Annotated in this window: 12 protein-coding genes; 7 read left to right on the forward strand and 5 right to left on the reverse strand. The window is 71.4% G+C overall.

Translation table 11 applies throughout. From position 1 onward, the window contains the following. Positions 1 to 193: 193 nt before the first annotated feature. The 3 genes from BN1187_RS06665 (at position 194) to pruA (ending at position 6014) form a co-directional block, all read left to right on the forward strand. The gene (locus BN1187_RS06665) at positions 194 to 2992 is read left to right on the forward strand and encodes a peptidoglycan recognition protein family protein (protein WP_052462444.1); all 2799 of its coding nucleotides are present in this window, start codon (positions 194 to 196) and stop codon (positions 2990 to 2992) included. A 230-nt stretch (positions 2993 to 3222) separates the two neighbouring features. Then, positions 3223 to 4302 (forward strand): N-acetylmuramoyl-L-alanine amidase, encoded by a 1080-nt coding sequence (locus BN1187_RS06670; RefSeq protein WP_040160336.1) that lies wholly within the window; start codon positions 3223 to 3225, stop codon positions 4300 to 4302. Positions 4303 to 4391: 89 nt separating this feature from the next. After that, positions 4392 to 6014: an L-glutamate gamma-semialdehyde dehydrogenase gene (pruA, locus tag BN1187_RS06675; protein WP_235750625.1), complete on the forward strand. Its 1623-nt coding sequence runs from the start codon at positions 4392 to 4394 to the stop codon at positions 6012 to 6014. Between the two features lie 7 nt (positions 6015 to 6021). Here pruA and BN1187_RS06680 read toward each other — a convergent pair whose 3' ends face one another. Beyond that, positions 6022 to 6510: a DUF2505 domain-containing protein gene (locus tag BN1187_RS06680; protein WP_052462445.1), complete on the reverse strand. Its 489-nt coding sequence runs from the start codon at positions 6508 to 6510 to the stop codon at positions 6022 to 6024. A 174-nt stretch (positions 6511 to 6684) separates the two neighbouring features. Between BN1187_RS06680 and BN1187_RS06685 the strand changes: the two genes are divergently transcribed. The 4 genes from BN1187_RS06685 to BN1187_RS06700 all read left to right on the forward strand — a co-directional run bounded on the left by BN1187_RS06685 (position 6685) and on the right by BN1187_RS06700 (position 14244). Continuing rightward, positions 6685 to 11379, forward strand: coding sequence for an NAD-glutamate dehydrogenase (locus BN1187_RS06685; RefSeq protein WP_157754753.1), 4695 nt, complete (start codon positions 6685 to 6687; stop codon positions 11377 to 11379). Between the two features lie 19 nt (positions 11380 to 11398). Then, positions 11399 to 12274, forward strand: a complete 876-nt coding sequence (locus BN1187_RS06690; RefSeq protein WP_040160340.1) for a PHP domain-containing protein — start codon at positions 11399 to 11401, stop codon at positions 12272 to 12274. Between the two features lie 127 nt (positions 12275 to 12401). Then, positions 12402 to 13523, forward strand: a complete 1122-nt coding sequence (trpS, locus tag BN1187_RS06695; RefSeq protein ID WP_040160342.1) for a tryptophan--tRNA ligase — start codon at positions 12402 to 12404, stop codon at positions 13521 to 13523. Between the two features lie 43 nt (positions 13524 to 13566). Next, the gene (locus tag BN1187_RS06700; protein ID WP_040160345.1) at positions 13567 to 14244 is read left to right on the forward strand and encodes a trimeric intracellular cation channel family protein; all 678 of its coding nucleotides are present in this window, start codon (positions 13567 to 13569) and stop codon (positions 14242 to 14244) included. A 20-nt stretch (positions 14245 to 14264) separates the two neighbouring features. On the opposite strand, the gene BN1187_RS06705 is transcribed toward BN1187_RS06700, so the two are convergent. The 4 genes from BN1187_RS06705 to BN1187_RS06720 all read right to left on the reverse strand — a co-directional run bounded on the left by BN1187_RS06705 (position 14265) and on the right by BN1187_RS06720 (position 17946). Continuing rightward, on the reverse strand, positions 14265 to 14867 hold the full coding sequence (locus BN1187_RS06705; protein WP_040160347.1) for an MBL fold metallo-hydrolase: 603 nt from the start codon (positions 14865 to 14867) through the stop codon (positions 14265 to 14267). After that, complete coding sequence (locus tag BN1187_RS06710; protein ID WP_040160349.1) at positions 14864 to 15961, reverse strand: S-(hydroxymethyl)mycothiol dehydrogenase; 1098 nt, start codon at positions 15959 to 15961, stop codon at positions 14864 to 14866. The genes BN1187_RS06705 and BN1187_RS06710 overlap by 4 nt, the downstream gene beginning before the upstream one ends. A gap of 96 nt (positions 15962 to 16057) precedes the next feature. Continuing rightward, on the reverse strand, positions 16058 to 17452 hold the full coding sequence (locus BN1187_RS06715) for a DEAD/DEAH box helicase (RefSeq protein WP_235750681.1): 1395 nt from the start codon (positions 17450 to 17452) through the stop codon (positions 16058 to 16060). Between the two features lie 269 nt (positions 17453 to 17721). Further along, positions 17722 to 17946 (reverse strand): DUF3107 domain-containing protein, encoded by a 225-nt coding sequence (locus BN1187_RS06720; RefSeq protein WP_040160351.1) that lies wholly within the window; start codon positions 17944 to 17946, stop codon positions 17722 to 17724. Positions 17947 to 17968: the final 22 nt, after the last annotated feature.

Raw genomic sequence — 17968 nt, forward strand, 5'->3', positions numbered from 1 at the left:
GTCCCCCTCGCGAACGCGACCCCCACCCCGGTGCAGGCGGCGGCGCAGAGGCGCGACCGCCCCCGCGGTCGACTCCGCCAAGGTCGTACTCACCCCCACGAAGGCCGATCTCGGCCTCCCCGCCGTCGCGGGCGCCGGCGTCCCCACCGGTTCGACGTCCGCCTCGGCGGGCGCGCTCGTCACCACCGCATCGATGCCCGCCCCCGCGGGCGTCGCCGTCGCCGGCGTCACGTGGCGCACCGTTGCCGGGGCGAAGCCCGTCGTCTACCTGCGCATCGTGGACGCCGCAGGCAAGGCGACCGCGTGGGAACTGCAGGACCAGACCAACGCCAATCCTGAGGATCAGACCCAGGGGACGGACCCGACGGTCGTGACGGGCGTGGCCAAGGTGGAGGTGGCCACCGTCTCGGCGAAGCCGATCAAGCCGGAGCTGCAGGTGATGTCCTCGCGGCAGACCGCGTCCGACGCGGTCGCCGCGTCCGAGAAGGTGTCGGGCACCGCGATCGACGGCGCCCCGGCGAGCCTGGGCATCCGCACCCGCGCCGAGTGGGGCGCCAACGAGTCGATCACCCGCACGCCGTACACGTACGCCTCCGTGACGGGGGTCATGCTCCACCACACGGCCGGCAGCAACAGCTACACCCAGGCCGAGGTGCCCGCGATCCTGCGCTCGATCCAGGCGTACCACATCAACGGACGCGGCTGGTCGGACATCGCCTACAACGTCCTGGTCGACAAGTACGGCACCGCCTGGGAGGGACGCGGCGGCGGCCTGAACCGTGCCGTCCAGGGCGGCCACGGGTGGGGCGTCACCAACGCCCGCACCTTCGGCCTGTCCTTCATGGGCAACTACGAGACGGCGGCGCCGTCGGCGGCCATGCTCGACAAGGCCGAGCGCATCATCGCCTGGAAGTTCCAGTTGCACGGCGTCGACCCCTACGGGACGACCTTCGGCTCCGGCGGTCAGGACGGCGGCTCGACCTTCCTCAACGCCATCTCCGGCCACCGCGACGAGAACGCCACCACGTGCCCCGGCCGCAACGTGTACGCGAAGTTCGGCGAGATCCGGTCGAAGGTGAAGGGGTACCTGGCCACCGACTACGACGGCAACCGTTCCTTCAACCAGGACGCCACCGGCGATGGCAAACCCGACGTCGCGATCGTTGACGGCAAGTTTGTCTCGATCGCCCAGCTGATGAAGCAGCCGTCCACTCCGACCCGGGTGCTCACCCTGGCCGAGCCCGCCCGGGACGCGGTGCTGGCCGGCGACCTGAGCGGCGACGGCATCCGCGACATCGTCGTGCGTACCCAGGACGGCACCCTGCAGCTCTACCGCGGTCTGACCGGCGGCCTGACCTACAGCCAGACGCCGACCACGCTGGCCACGGGCTGGGGCGGCTACGCCTCGTTCATCGCCGCGCCGAACTTCGGCGGCGACATCCGCTCGTCGCTGATCGCGCTCGACCGCGCCAACCGACGGATCCTGGTCTTCCCGTCCAACGGGCGCGGCGGCCTGCTCAAGGAGCAGTCGATCACGACCGCCGGCGTCGACTACGACCTCATCGGCCTGGCCGGCACCTTCAACGGTGACACCACGCCCGACCTGGTGGCTCGCCGCCCGGGCGGCAGCCTCGACCTGCTGGCCGGCAACGGCTTCGGCCGCGTGCTGTCGACCACGGCCGGCATCGGCAGCGGCTGGGACGACGCCGCGGCGATCGTCGGCGGCGCGAACTTCGACGGCGTCGGAGGCCCGGACATCCTCCGCGTCACCACGTCCGGCTCGATCCGGCTCAGCCCGAGCACGTCGCAACGCTTCGGCACCACCTCGACCCTGCCCGGCACGGTCACCATGACCACCGAGTTCGCCGGCGCCTACCGTCCGCTCACCCCGGCGCGCATCTACGACTCGCGCACGAGCGGCCAGGCCATCCCGGGCTATGGCGTGGTGACCCTGCAGGTGACCGGCGCCGGCGGCGTCCCCGCGCGGAACGTCGGGGCGGTCGTCCTCAACCTGACCGCCACCCGGGCCGAGACGGCCGGGCACGTGAAGGTGTGGCCCTCCGACGGCACGGAGCCGTCCACGTCCAGCCTGAACTTCCTGCCGCGCACGGACACCCCGAACGCGGTCGTCGTCCGGGTCGGCGCGGACGGCAAGATCAAGCTGCGCAACGGGTCCTCGGGGTCCGTCCACCTCATCGCGGACGTCTCCGGCTACCACCTCGGCGGCACCGCCACGGTGCCGGGCGCCTTCCGGGCCGTCGACCCGGCGCGGATGCTCGACACCCGAAGCGGCACGGGCGTGGGCACCGCCGTCTCCGGGCGGGGGACCGCGTCGCTCAAGGTCACCGGCGTGGGCGGCGTCCCCGCGACGGGGGTCTCAGCGGTGGTCCTCAACGTCACCGCCACGGGCCAGACCTCGGCCGGCACCATCTCCGTGTACCCGTCGGGCACCTCGGCCCCCCGGTCGTCCAGCCTCAACATGACGCCCGGCACCGACACGTCCAACCTCGTCGTGGTCAAGGTGGGGTCGGACGGCCGCATCAACTTCGCCAACAGCGCGTCGTCCGCGACGAACCTCATCGCCGACGTCGCCGGCTACTACCTCGACGGCCCGGTGAGCGCGAAGGGGGCGTTCGTGCCGTTGAACCCGGCGCGCGTCCTCGACACCCGGTCCTCGATCGGGGCGAAGGGCCCGGTCGCGGCGCGGTCCGCGGTCGTGCTCAAGGCGGCCGGCGGCGGCGGGCTTCCCGCCACCGGCGTCGCGGCGGTTGTCATTAACGTGACGGTCACCCAGCCCAAAGCCCCCGGCAACATCCAGGTCTACCCGGCCGGGCCGGCTGTACCCGCGTCGTCCTCGCTCAACTTCGTCGCCGGTCAGGACGTGCCCAACCTCGTGGTGGCCACGACCGGCACCGGCGGCGGCATCGCGCTGCGCAATGCCGCCCCGGACACGACCCACCTGATCGGTGACGTCGCCGGCTACTACCGCTGATCTCCCGCGGCGGCGGCCGGCCTCCGCCGGTCGCCGCCTCGGGTGGGCCCCCTCCCTGGGCCCTCGTTCCACCCCTCCAGGCGCCCACCGCCACCGCGGCCCCCGCCGTCACCGCCTCCAGCACCTCCGCCGCCCAGGGCGTCTCGGGCGCCGCCGTCACGTCCGGCGGCGGCACGCTGCGTCCGTCCTCGCGTCCTGCCGGGCTGCCCGCCTCGGCCAAGGGGGCCTATGTGCGCTCCCTGAAGACGACGGTCACCGGCGACGTAAGCATGGTCGGGATCACGTGGCCGATCACGTCTGCCACCGTCCGCTCCTACCTGCGCACCACCGTCGGCGGCAAGACGTCGGCCTGGCAGGTCCAGGAGAAGGAGACGGCCGCCGAGGCGTCGGCCAACCTCGGCACGTCGCCCACGCTGGTCACCGGCCACGCGACCGTCGAGGTCGTCACCGTCTCGACGGCGCCCGTGCCCACGACCCTGCGGGTCTTCGGCACCCAGGTCACGGCCGGGGACGCCGCCCAGGCGGCCGGAGCCGCCCAGGCCAACGCTGCGGCCAACGCGTCCGCCACGCCGGCGAGCGCGCTCACCGGTGCCAGCACCTCGGCCATCGCCAGCACGTCGGCGGTCAGCGGCAGCTCCACGTCCGCCGTCAAGGGCAGCTCGACGTCCGCCGTCAGCGCCAACGCCCGGAAGCGCCGCGTCTACAAGCCGGCCATCCGGTCCCGCGCCTCGTGGCGGGCCGCCGCGCTGCCGCAGGGCTCCAAGTACGGCTACGGCGTCGTCACCGGCGTCATGCTCCACCACACGGCCACGACGAACAGCTACACGCGCGCCCAGGTGCCGGCCATCCTGCGCAGCATTCAGAGCTACCACATCAAGGGACGCGGCTGGAAGGACATCGCCTACAACGTGATCGTCGACAAGTACGGCGTCGCGTGGGAGGGCCGCGGCGGCGGCCTGACGAACGCGGTCGTCGGCGGCCACGGGATGGGCGTGACCAACGCGCGGGTCTTCGGGCTGTCGTTCCTCGGCAACTACGACGTGAAGGCCCCGTCGTCGGCGATGCTGGACACCGCCGAGCGCGTCGTCGCCTGGAAGTTCGCCATGCACAACGTCGCCGTCTACGGCAAGACGTGGGGCTCGTCCGGAACGCTGAACGCGATCTCGGGCCACCGCAACGAGAAGTCGACCAGCTGCCCCGGCCGGTACGTGTACGCGAAGATGAGCACCATCCGCGCGAAGGTGAGCACCTACAAGCTGCGCTACTACCGCGGGCTCAGCGCCGCGACGGTGCGCTCGGCCAGCCGCTAAACCCGACGACCTGCCGTGCACGGGCGGGGCTCCGAGCCAGGAGCCTCGCCCGTGCCGCCGTGTTCGGATAGTCTCGCAGTGTGGATGCGATGACGAATGTTCCCCTTCCGGCGAACGAACCCAATAAGACCTACGCTCCGGGCGCCCCGGAACGTGCAGATCTGGAGCAGAAGCTCGACGAGCTGGTGTCCCAGTCTCCCGTGGAGATCCACGGCACGTTCGGTGACGAGCGGCGCCCCGGCACCGGCGCCGACCGTCTCGACGTGACCATGCCGTCCGACCACGCCCACGTGCTCGGCGTCGTGCAGCAGGCGTCCGCGGCCGACACCCAGCAGGCCATCGCCGGCGCGCTCGAGGCCGGACGCTCCTGGGCGGCCCTGCCGTTCGACGAGCGCGCCGCGGTGATGCTGCGTGCGGCCGACCTGATCGCCGGCCCCTACCGGGCGACGATGAACGCCGCCACCATGCTCGGCCAGGGCAAGACGGTGCAGCAAGCCGAGATCGACTCCGCCTGCGAGCTCATCGACTTCCTGCGGTTCAACGTCGCCTATGCCCAGCAGATCTACGCCGAGCAGCCCCAGAGCAGCCCGGGTGTCTGGAACCGCATGGAGTACCGCCCGCTGGAGGGCTTCGTCTACGCGATCACGCCGTTCAACTTCACGGCCATCGCCGGCAATCTGCCGACCGCGCCCGCCCTCATGGGCAACCCCGTGATCTGGAAGCCGGCGCTCACCCAGTCGCTCGCGGCGCACTACTTCCTGGACGTCCTCGCCGAGGCCGGCATGCCGCCCGGCGTCATCAACATGGTGCCGGGCCACGGCTCCGAGGTCTCCGAGGTCGCCCTCGCCAGCCCCGACCTCGCCGGCATCCACTTCACCGGCTCCACCCGCGTCTTCCAGGGCCTGTGGAAGGAGATCGGGCAGAACATCGAGAAGTACCGGGGCTACCCGCGCCTGGTCGGCGAGACCGGCGGCAAGGACTTCGTCCTGGCCCACCCGAGTGCCGACCCGGCCTCGCTCGTGACCGCGCTGGTGCGCGGCGCGTTCGAGTACTCCGGGCAGAAGTGTTCGGCGGCGTCGCGGGCCTACCTCCCGGCGAGCCTGTGGAAGAAGATCCGCACCGACCTCATCGAGCAGACCGAGGCGCTCAGCGTCGGCGACGTGCGCGACCTGTCGAACTTCACCTCGGCGGTCATCGACAAGCGGGCGTTCGACAAGCTGAGCAAGGTCATCGACACCGTGCAGCAGTCCGCCGGGACCGACGTGCTCGCGGGCGGCACCTACGACGGCGAGCAGGGCTGGTACGTCCGCCCGACGATCGTGCAGTCCGACGACCCGCACAACGACATCTTCGTCACCGAGTACTTCGGCCCGATCCTCGGCGTGTACGTCTACGAGGACGACCAGTGGGACAAGGTGCTCGACCTGGTCGACACCACCGCCACGTACGCGCTCACGGGTTCGATCTTCGCCACCGACCGCGTCGCCGTCGAGCAGGCCGGCCGTGCGTTGCGGCACGCCGCGGGCAACTTCTACGTCAACGACAAGCCCACGGGCGCCGTGGTCGGCCAGCAGCCGTTCGGCGGCGCGCGGGCGTCCGGGACCAACGACAAGGCCGGCTCGATGTGGAACCTGATCCGGTGGGCGAGCCCCCGCGCGATCAAGGAGACGTTCGTGCCCCCGACGTCGACGGCCTACCCGCACATGGGGTGACGGTCGCTCAGGGGTGGGTGAGGAGCCACTCGTCGCCGAGGTGCTGCTGGGCGTCCAACAGGGACGTGACCTCGGGCGCGATCTGCTTCTCGATGCGCCCGCCGACCAGCGGGACGGCGACGTCGAGCGTGCCGGTATAGGTCACCGCGGCGCCGTCGCCGTCCTGGCTCAGGTCGGCGACGCCGCGGGCGGTGACGGGGGCGCCCGGCACCGTCATGGTGAACGGGGCCCGCGCGGAGCCGTCCTCGGCCGCGGGGCCCCAGTTCATTTCGAGGACGATGTCGAGGGTCGGGCCGACGAAGGCGCGAACCGCGCCGGGGGAGTCGACGGTCGCGCTGGTGTGGGCGAGGGTGGTGCGGGGGCCACCCTCCACGCGCACGTCGTGGGCGACGGCGCCCAGCCGTTCGCAGACGCCGGCCAGGAAATCGCGGTCGGTCAGCATGGTGCGGACCCGGTCGGGCGAGGCATTGAAATGGTGGCGCGCGTTCAGTTCCATGGACGCCATTATCAGGCAGCGAGGCCCTGAGCCGGAAGATTTTCGCGGCGGTGCGCCCATGGTCGGGCTAGAGTGGGCAGTGGTCGAGTTCAACGAGGAGAGGGCCACATGCTCACGGCATGGAGAAGTCAGGGCGCGGAGAAGACCGCTCGGATCGAACAGGCGGTCGGGCAGATGAGGACGGACGTTTTGTCGTCCGCCCAGTTGCTCGAGTTCGCGAGCGCCTACTTCGCCCGCAACGGCGTGGACGAGATGGAGGCGAAGGCGTCCGACGACCTGTCCGGTCTCCTGGAGGCGCACCTGGCGCTCGGACGACGTCGCCGCCCCGACGAGGACCGCGTCAGCGTCACCACCCCGACGTCGGGGGCCGACGGGTGGAGCGCGCAGGGCTCGACCGTGATCCAGATCGTCACCAAGGACCGCCCCTTCCTCGTCGACACGGTCCTGATGGACCTCACCCGGGACGGCTGGTCGGTGCGGCACCTCTACCACCCGCAGTTCGCCGTGACCCGGGACGCCGACGGCGTCCTGACGGGGCTCACGACGGCCGAGGCCGGCGACGCGCCGCGCGAGTCGTGGATGGGCATCGAGGTCTACCCGCCGCTCGGGGAATCGGCCGGCGACCTGACCGCCGCGCTGACGGCATCGCTGGGAGACCGGCTCGAACGCGTCCGCGAGGTCGTGGACGACTGGGGGCTGATGCGCGAGCGCGCCGCCGAGTGCATCGAGATGCTCGACAACAATCCGCAGCCGGTCAGCCCGCACCGCGTCCACAGCCTGACCAGCCTGCTGCAGTGGCTGGTCGACGACCACTTCGCGTTCCTCGGCTACCGGGAGTACACCGTCGACGGCACCACGTTCACCCCCGTCGAGGGCACCGGGCTGGGCCTGCTGCGCGAGGAGGACCCCGACGAGTTCTCCGCCCGCGCCCCCGGCAAGGACGACGACGACGTCATCGTCATCACCAAGGCGCCGCGGCGCTCGCCCGTGCACCGGCCGGCCTACCTCGACTACCTGGGTGTCCGCGTCTTCGACCGCACGGGCAAGCTCGTCGGCGAGCGGCGCTTCCTCGGGCTGCTCAGCTCGACGGCCTACGCCGAATCCGTCGAGCACATCCCGGTGCTGCGGGAGCGCGCCAAGAAGCTCGCCGAGCTCAGCGGCTTCGAGCCGAACAGCCACGGCGGCCACGTGGTGCAGCAGATCATCAACACCTTCCCGCGCGACGAGTTGTTCCAGGCCAGCGTCAGCGAGCTCGCTCCGGTCGTCGACTCGGTGGTGAGCATCCAGGAGCGCCGCCGGGTGCGCCTGTTCCTGCGTGCGTCGCCGTACGGCCACTTCCTCACCGCCGTCGTCTACCTCCCGCGCGACCGCTACACCACCACCGTCCGGCTGCGGCTGCAAAGGCTGCTGCTGGAGGCGCTGGGCGGGGAGACGCTGGAGTACCAGGTGCAGGTCAGTGAGTCCGTGCTCGCGCGGTTGTTCTTCGTGGTCAAGCTTCCCGACGGCGCGGTGGTGCCCGACGTGGACGTGGTCGACCTCGAGCGCCGCGTGAACGCCGCCACCCGCAGCTGGGACGACGACTTCAACGAGGCCGCAGACGAGCTGCCCGCCCAGGAGCGCGGCGTCGAGTTCGGCGAGGCGTACGAGGCGGTCTTCAGCGCGCAGACCGCGCTGGCCGACCTGCAGTTGGCCAACCAGCTCCGCGGCGAGGACGACCTGCAGTTCAGCCTCTACGAGCAGGACGGCGAGGGCCTCCGGTTCAAGGTGTTCTCGCGGCAGGAGATGTCGCTGACGGACGTGCTGCCGCACCTCGCGGTACTGGGCGTCGAGGTGACCGACGAGCGCCCCTTCACCTGGGACCTGCGCGGCGAGCCCGTCCACGTCTACGACTTCGGGTTCAGGCTCGGGGCCGGTGAGTCCGCCTCCGACTGGGACGCCGCCGACCGTGACCGGTTCTGCGAAGCCTTCGCCGCGTCGTACCGCGGGCAGGCCCACCCCGGCCAGCTGAACCGGCTCGTCATGGGCGCCAAGCTCACCTGGCGGCAGGTCTCCTGGCTGCGCGGCATCTCGCGCTACCTGCAGCAGGCAGGCATCCCGTTCTCCCAGGTGTACGTCGCCGCCGCGCTGAACGACCACCCTCGGATCGCCGCCGCGCTCGTGGACGCCTTCGAGACCCGCTTCGCTCCCGGTGGCTCCGCATCGCTGGAGGAGCGGACCGCCGCGTTCGACGAGCGCATCGCCGCGATCGAGGAGATGCTCGACGACGTCGCGAGCCTCGACCAGGACCGCATCGTCCGCATGTTCGTGTCCGTGCTGCGCGCCCTCGTGCGCACGAACGCGTTCGCCGACGACCAGCCCGCGCTGGCGTTCAAGATCCTGCCCCAGGAGCTGTCCCTGCTGCCGCAGCCGCGGCCCGCCTTCGAGATCTTCGTGGTGAGCCCGAGGGTGCAGGGCGTCCACCTGCGGTTCGGCGCGGTGGCCCGCGGCGGCCTGCGCTGGTCGGACCGCATGGAGGACTTCCGCACCGAGATCCTGGGGCTGGTCAAGGCCCAGATGGTCAAGAACACGGTGATCGCGCCGGTCGGCGCGAAGGGTGGCTTCGTGCCGCAGCACCTTCCCGACCCGCGCACCGACCGCGCCGGGTGGGCCGCCGAGGGCCTGGAGTGCTACAAGCTGTTCATCGCGTCCCTGCTGAGCGTCACGGACAACCTGGTGGACGGCCAAACGGTCCCGCCGCCCGACGTGGTGCGCTACGACGGCGACGACTCCTACCTGGTGGTCGCGGCGGACAAGGGGACGGCGTCGTTCTCCGACACCGCCAACGCGATCGCGCTGGAGCGCGGCTTCTGGCTGGGCGACGCGTTCGCGTCCGGCGGCTCGGTGGGGTACGACCACAAGAAGATGGGCATCACCGCCCGCGGCGCCTGGGAATCGGTCAAGCGGCACTTCTACGAGGCCGGCGTCGACTGCCAGAACGAGGACTTCACCTGCGTCGGCATCGGCGACATGGCCGGCGACGTCTTCGGCAACGGCATGCTGCGCAGCCGGCACACCAAGCTCGTGGCCGCGTTCAACCACCAGCACATCTTCCTCGACCCCGATCCCGACCCGGAGGCGTCCTTCGCGGAGCGGGAGCGGCTGTTCCACCTCGACCGGTCGACGTGGGCGGACTACGACGCCTCGCTGATCTCCCCCGGAGGCGGGGTGTACGAGCGAACGCTGAAGGCCATCACGCTGACGCCGCAGGTGCGCGCCGTGCTGGGCCTCGAGGACGCCGTCGAAGAGTTGACGCCCACCCAGCTCATCACGGCCATCCTCAAGGCGCCGGTGGACCTGCTCTGGAACGGTGGCATCGGCACCTACGTGAAGAGCGCGGCCGAAACGAACGCCGACGTGGGCGACAAGGCGAACGACGCGGTCCGCGTCAACGGCGGCGACGTGCGGGCCCGGGTCGCCGGCGAGGGCGGCAACCTGGGCTGGACACAGGCGGGCCGCATCGAGTACGCCCACAACGGCGGCCGCATCAACACCGACTTCATAGACAACTCGGCGGGCGTGGACACCTCCGACCACGAGGTGAACATCAAGATCCTGCTGGCGCCGCTGGTCAAGAGCGGACGCCTCTCCGACGAGCAGCGCGTCGCCCTGCTCGAGTCGATGACCGACGACGTCGCCCGGCACGTCCTCGACCACAACATCGATCAGAACCTGGCGCTCGCGGCGTCCGAGACCCGCGCGGAGGGCCGGGCCGCGGCGCACGAGGGCTGGATGCGGGAGCTGGAAGCCAGCGGCCACCTGGTGCGGGAGCTGGAGTCGCTGCCGAGCAGCGAGGAGATGGCCGAACGCATCGCCCGTGGCGAGGGCCTGACCCGGCCGGAGCTGGCGACGCTGCTGTCGTGGACGAAGATCCGGCTGGCCGAGCTGGTGCTCGACTCGGGGCTGCCCGACGACCCGTACCTGGCCGACCGGCTGCTGACGTACTTCCCGAAGGCGATGCGGGCCGACTACGCCGACGAGATGCGCAGCCACCCGCTGCACCGGGAGATCATCACGACGATCACCGTCAACCGGTTCGTGAACAGCCAGGGCCCCTCCGCCTACTACCGGCTGGGGCAGGAGACCCAGGCGGGCATCGAGCAGATCGTGCGGGCACAGCTGGCGGCGCGGGCGATCTTCCAGGTCGCCAAGGTCGAGAACAAGCTCGCCAAGCTCAAGCTGCCCGCCGACGTGGACACCAGCGTCCGGGTGGCGTTGCAGCGCATGGTGGAGCGCGCCGCGCGCTGGTTGCTGCACAACCGCCGCAGCGTCGACCCGCGCGCCGAGGTGGCGCGGCTGACCGACCCCGTGAGCCGGCTGCTGAGCGTGATGCCGGACCTGTTCACCCCCGTGCAGCGCGAGCTGACGGGTGCCGACGCCGCCGACCTGCGCGAGCACGGCGTGGACGAGGCCGTGGTCGAGCGGGCGTCCGTGGCGCGGTTCGCCCACTTCGCGCTGCTCATCGCGGAGGTGACAGACGAGCTCGACCGGGATCCGGAGCTCGTCGCGCGGGTGACGTTCGGGCTCCTCGACCGGCTGCACATCGACAAGATGATGGAGCGGGTGGACGAGCTGGCGCACACCGATCAGTGGTCGACGATGGCCCGGGCCGCGCTCCGCGACGATCTGGAGGCGCTCGTGGGCCAGCTGGTCCGCAAGGCCTTGGAGACGGCGCCGGAGGCGTCCGAGGCGGAGGACGTCGTGGCCGGCTGGCTCGATTCTGTCGGCGGCGGAGAGGCGGAGGCCGCGTTCATCGCGCAGATCTGCGAGGGCTCGACCGACCTGGCGAAGATGTCCGTGGCGCTGCGGTCGGTGCGGTCGCTGCTGGCGTAGCGGTGCGAGACTGGCGGGCATGCGCATCGATCTGCACACCCACTCGTCGGTCTCGGACGGGACGGACGCCCCGGCCGAGCTCGTCGCCAAGGCCCGCGCGGCCGGTCTCGACGTCGTCGCCCTGACCGACCACGACACGTTCGACGGCCTCGCCGAGGCGCGAGAGGCCGCGGTCGTGCAGGGCATCGCGCTCGTCGAGGGCATGGAGTTCTCCACGCAGCGCGGCGGCGAGTCCGTGCACCTGCTCGGCTACGGCTGCGCCCCCGACGACCCCGCGCTGCTGGCCGAGTTGGCCCGGGTGCGGGAGGGCCGCAGCGGGCGCGTCCCGGCGATGGTGCGCAAGCTCACCGAGCTGGGCATGCCGCTGGAGGTGTCCGACGTGCTGGCTCAGGCCGGGGACGCGCCCTCCATCGGGCGACCGCACGTCGCCGACGCCCTGGTCGCCAAGGGCTATGTCGCGAACCGGGACGAGGCGTTCGCGCGCTACCTCGACGACGACGGCCCGGCGTTCGTCGGGCGCTACTCGCCCGACCTGGCGGCCGCGATCGATCTGGTGCACGGCGCCGGGGGCGCCGCGGTCGTCGCGCACCCCTGGGGACGCGGTCGGGCGCACGTGCTGCCCCTGGCAGTGCTCGAGTCGCTCGTCGCCGATCACGGCCTGGACGGCCTCGAGGCGGACCACCCCGACCACGACGGCGACACCCGCGCCGCGCTGCACCGGGTCGCCGAGCGGCTGGGCATGGTGGCGACCGGGTCGTCCGATCACCACGGCGCCGGAAAGACCCACAACCCGCTGGGGGCGTGCCTCACCGAACCGGCGGCGCTGGACGCCCTCCGCGCGCGCATCTCGGCGCACGCCGGCACGCGAGGGTCCGGGGAGGGGCTGGTAGGGTGAGCGGCATGAAGCACAGGGGTTCGTGGCGCCGGCACGACGGCTGCCGCTAACCCCTTCCAGCGTCCACGGCCGTCCCTGGGGCGGCCGTTTGCCATGTCCGCCCGGGGCGTCCCAGAAACGGAGAACCATGACCGACACGCACGTCACCGACGCGGGAGAGAGCCTGGCCGAGGCGACCTCGGAGGCGTCCCTGCGGCGCAGCGAGGAACGCAGCGCCAAGATCGCCGAGCAGATCGACAAGGACCCCAGCGAGTTCCGCATGTTGACGGGGGACCGCCCCACCGGGCATCTGCACATCGGGCACTACTTCGGCTCGCTGGCCAACCGGGTACGCCTGCAGGACGCTGGCGTCGAGACGTTCATCGTCATCGCGGACTACCAGGTGATCGCCGACCGCGACGTCGCGGGCCCCCTGCGCGAGCGGGTGTACTCGCTGCTCACCGACTACCTCGCGATCGGCATCGACCCGGCGCGCACCACGATCTTCACCCACTCCGCCATCCCGGCGCTGAACCAGCTGATGCTGCCGTTCCTGGCGCTGGTCACCGACTCCGAGCTGTACCGCAACCCCACGGTGAAGGCTGAGCACGAGGCGACCAGCGGGCGTCCGATGTCCGGGCTGCTGCTGACGTACCCGGTGCACCAGGCCGCGGACATCCTGTTCTGCAAGGCCAACCTCGTCCCCGTCGGCAAAGACCAGCTGCCGCATCTGGAGCAGACCCGCGTGATCGCGCGCCGCTTCGACGAGCGCTACGGGCGAGCCCGCTCCGACCAGCCGGTCTTCCCGCAGGCCGAGGCGCTGCTGAGCCAGGGCGGATCGCTGATCCTCGGCATGGACGGCACGAAGATGTCCAAGTCCAAGGGCAACACCATCGAGCTGCGGATGAGCGCGGACGAGACCGCCAAGCTCATCAAGCGGGCGGTCACCGACTCCGAGCGGTTCATCACCTACGACCCCGAGACGCGCCCCGAGGTCGCCAACCTGCTGCGCCTCACCGCGCTGTGCACCGACCGGACGCCCACCGACGTGGCCGAGGAGATCGGCAACGGCGGCGGTGGGACGCTGAAGAAGCTGCTCACCGAGGCGCTGAACGAGAAGCTGGCCCCCGTGCGTGCCCGGCGCGCCGAGCTGGAGCGCGATCCCGGCTACCTGCGCGACCTCCTCGCCGAGGGCAACGAGCGCGCCAACGCGGTCGCGGACGCCACGCTGACAGACGTCCGCACGGCGATGGGCATGATCTACACCTGAGCCATGGTTCGCCCGGGATGCTTTCGCGTGGAGGAGGGCGTCGATGCGTGAATTCGACCCGTCGGTGCTGTTCGGCGTCATCGACCTGGTCGGCGTCGTCGGTAACGGGCTGCTGGGGGCGGCGGTCGCTCGCCAGATGAAGTTCGACCTCGTGGGCTTCACCGTGGTCGCGCTGTTGTCCGGCCTGGGTGGCGGCATGATCCGCGACGTCATGCTGGACGCGGGGCCGCCCGTCGCGCTGACCAACCCGGCCTACCTGAGCTGCGCGGTCTCGGCGGCGGCCATCGGCTACATCATCGACCTGCAGGGCCGGTGGAGCCGATGGACGCTCGCCCTCATCGACGTTCTGGCCGTCGGTTGCTGGTCGGCCACCGGGGCGGGCAAGGCGCTGGGCGTCGGGCTCGGCGCCGTCCCCGCGGTGTTCCTCGGGGTGACCACGGCCGTCGGCGGCGGGGCGCTTCGCGACATCACCGTCGGGCGGCTGCCCGCCATCTTCCTCAGCGGCAGTCCTCTGTACGCCGTCATCGCGATGGCGGGCGCGATCGAGATGGTCATCTTCGATCAGCTGGGGATGCCGGACGCGGGTATGGGGTTGGCGATCGTGACGTGCGTCGTCCTGGGGCTCGCCGCGCGCCGGCTCAAGTGGACGCTGCCGCGGCCGCTGAGCATGGACGTCCGCTCCCTGCGGCCGCCGCCCCTGCGCCGCCGTCCCAAGGACTGAGGGGGCGGCGGCGCGGAGGCTCAGACGTTCGCGCGTTCGGCGTCGATCGTCGTGTCGTCGCCGTGGCCGGTCTTGACGACCGTGCCCCCGGGGAGCTCGAACAGCCGGGTCTTGATCGAGTCGACGATGACGTCCGCGTCGCTGAAGCTGCGTCCCGTCGCGCCCGGTCCGCCCTCGAACAGGGTGTCGCCGGAGAACAGGACGCCGAGCTCGGGGGAGTACAGGCACACCGACCCGGGGGAGTGCCCCGGGGTGTGCAGGACGCGCAGCGTCGCGTCCCCGACGCGGAACTCCTGCCCCTCGGTGAGAGCGCCCGTCGGGTCGTCGGCGTGGGTGAGGTGCCAGACCTCCAGGTCGGCGGGGTGCAGCAGCACCGGCGCCACCGCGCGGCGGCCGACCTCGGGGGCGTAGCGGACGTGGTCGTCGTGGCCGTGGGTGCAGATGACGGCGAGCACGCGCCGGTCGCCGACGACGTCCATGACCGCGTCGGGATCGTGCGGGGCGTCGATCACGAGGCACTCCGCGTCGTCGCCGACCACCCACACGTTGTTGTCGACGTCGAAGGTCTCCCCGTCCAGGCTGAACGTGCCGGACGTGACGGTGTGGTCGATGCGGGCGCTCACTCGGCCTCCTCGAAGCTGGTCACGACCGAGCGCAGCACGTCACCGGACGCCATCTTGGCGAAGGCGTCCTCGACCTGGTCGAGCGCGATCTCCTCGGTCACGAAGTCGTCGAGCGGCAGGCGTCCGGCCAGGTACAGGTCGGTCAGCATCGGGAAGTCACGCTCGGGCAGGCAGTCGCCGTACCAGGACGACTTCAGCGCGCCGCCGTGGCTGAAGACGTCGGCGAGGGGGAGCTCGATCGTCATCTCCGGGGTCGGCACGCCGACCAGCACCACCCGGCCGGCCAGGTCGCGGGCGTAGAACGCTTGCTTGTAGGTCTCGGGGCGGCCGACGGCCTCGATCACGACGTCCGCGCCGTTGCCGTCGGTGACGCTCTTCACGGCCTCGACGGGGTCGGTCTGCGTCGAGTTGACGACATGGGTGGCGCCCAGCTGCTTGGCCCGGTCGAGCTTGCGGTCGTCGACGTCCACGGCGACGATCGTGGTCGCCCCGGCCAGGCGCGCGCCCGCGACCGCGGCCGCCCCGACGCCCCCGCAGCCGATCACGGCCACGGACTCGCCGCGCCGTACGCCGCCGGTGTTGATCGCCGCGCCGATGCCGGCCATGACGCCGCAGCCCAGCAGCCCGACGGCGGCGGCCCGGGCGTCCGGGTTGACCTTGGTGCACTGGCCCGCGGCGACCAGCGTCTTCTCGGCGAACGCGCCGATGCCGAGGGCGGGCTCGAGCTCGGTGCCGTCGGTGAGCGTCATCTTCTGGGTGGCGTTGTGGGTGGCGAAGCAGTACCAGGGCTCGCCACGGCGGCAGGCGCGGCACTCGCCGCACACGGCGCGCCAGTTCAGCACGACGAAGTCGCCCGGGGCCACCTGCGTGACGTCCTCGCCGACCGCCTCGACGTAGCCGGCGGCCTCGTGGCCGAGCAGGTAGGGATAGTCATCCCCGATCCCGCCCTCGCGGTAGTGGAAGTCCGTGTGGCAGACGCCGCAGGACACGACCCGGACGAGCGCCTCGCCCAGTCCCGGGTCGGGGACGTTGATGGTGACGATTTCCACTGACGCGCCCTTGGCGCGCGCGATGACTCCCTTGACACTGTTCACGACGCGATCGTTTCTCGTTCGGGTGGCGAAATCAAGCGTCCCGCCGGCAGGGGCCGACGGGACGAGAGACGAGCGGTCGCTCGGGAAGCGCGGAGGTCAGCCCTCCGACGCGTCCGAGCGTGACCGCGCCGCGGTGCCCGAGTCGGGACGCGAGCCGCCGCGTCCGCCCCGGCGACGGCGGCGACGGGGGGACGGCGCGTCGTCGACGGCGCTGCTGGTGGGGGACTTCTCCGGGTCGTGGGACGCCGCGGCCTCCGCGCCCGGGGCGCCGCTCTCGCGCGCGACGGGCTCGCCGTTGTGCGTGCGGCGGCGCGACCGGTTCGACCGGGGACGCTGCTCGCGGGGACGTTCGCGCCGCGGCACGCGCGGGGCGTGCTCGGGGGCCGGGGCGTCCTTGAGGCGGCCCTTCGTGCCCTCGGGGATGTCGAGGTCGGTGAACAGGTGCGGGGAGGTCGAGTAGGTCTCGACCGGCTCGGTGAAGTTCAGGCCGAGCGTACGGTTGATCGTCTTCCAGCGCGTGACGTCCGACCAGTCGACGAGCGTGACGGCGCGGCCCTTCTTGCCGGCGCGGCCCGTGCGGCCGATGCGGTGCACGTAGGTCTTCTCGTCGTCGGGGCACTCGTAGTTGATGACGTGAGTGATGTCGGCCACGTCGATGCCGCGGGCGGCGACGTCAGTGGCGACGAGGCACTGCACCGCTCCGTCGCGGAACCTCTTCAGCGCTTTCTCGCGCAGCGCCTGGGACAGGTCGCCGTGGATGCTGGTGGCCTCGAAGCCGCGCGACTCCAGGTCGTCGGCCAGCCGCTGCGCGGAGCGCTTGGTGCGGGTGAAGATCATCACCTTGCCGACGCCGTCGGCCTGCAGGATGCGGCTGACGATCTCGGGCTTGTCGAGGTCGTGCGCCTGGTAGATGAACTGGGTGGTGTCCGGCACGGTCACCTTGGCGTCGTGCGCCTCCGCCCGGATGTTCACCGGCTGGCTCAGATGCATGCGGGCCAGGCCGACGATGGCGGCGGGCATGGTGGCCGAGAACAGCAGCGTCTGCCGCGACGCCGGGGTCTTGGCGATCAGGCGCTCGACGTCCGGCAGGAAGCCCATGTCGAGCATCTCGTCCGCCTCGTCGAGCACCAGGACCTGCACGTGGCTGAGGTCGAGGTCGCGGCGGTTGGCCAGGTCGAGGAGACGCCCCGGGGTGCCGACGACCACGTCGACCCCGTCGCTGAGGGCCTCGAGCTGCGGCTCGTAGCCGACGCCGCCGTAGACGGTGAGGACGCGGGCCCGGCGCACGGTGGACGCGGTCTGGAGATCGTTGGTGATCTGCAGGGCGAGCTCGCGCGTCGGCGTCATGACGAGCGCCTGCGGCTTACCCGGCGCCTTCAACTCGGCGTAATCGTCGTCGGTCGGCACGCTGATGCGCTGCAGCAGCGACACGCCGAAGGCCAGCGTCTTGCCGGTACCCGTGCGCGCCTGCCCGATCATATCCGTGCCCATCAGCGCGATCGGGATCGATTGCGCCTGGATGGGGAACGGGTGGACGATGCCGACGGATTCCAGCGCCTGCACAATCTCGGGGAGGACGCCGAGGTCGGCGAAAGTGGTCTGCTCGTCGGCCTGGGGCCGCTCAATGTCGCTCAGGGTCTTGCCTCACTACTACTCACCGGCCGCGCGGCCGGGGATGGACACCCGATCGCGCGCGCCGCTTCGGGGCGCGACCGAGGACGCACGTATCGGTGCGTACGGGCCCCAGCCTAGCGCTTGGGCTAGACCGCGCCGAATCCCACGGGGCGGGCGTGCTCCTGGCCGAGGTCGACGTAGGCGATGTGAGCCGTGGGGATGAGGACGGTTCGGCCCTTGTCGTCCGTCAGCGAGAAGACGTCGCCGTCCGTCAGGGCGCTGCGCAGGCTCTTCTCGACATCCGCTGCCGGCTGATCGGTGTCGACGACGACCTCGCGCGCGACGTGCTGGATACCGACCTTGACTTCCATGACTCTCCTTCGTCGACGATTG

This window comes from Nigerium massiliense (assembly GCF_000826085.1).
GTDB lineage: Bacteria > Actinomycetota > Actinomycetes > Propionibacteriales > Propionibacteriaceae > Propioniciclava > Propioniciclava massiliense.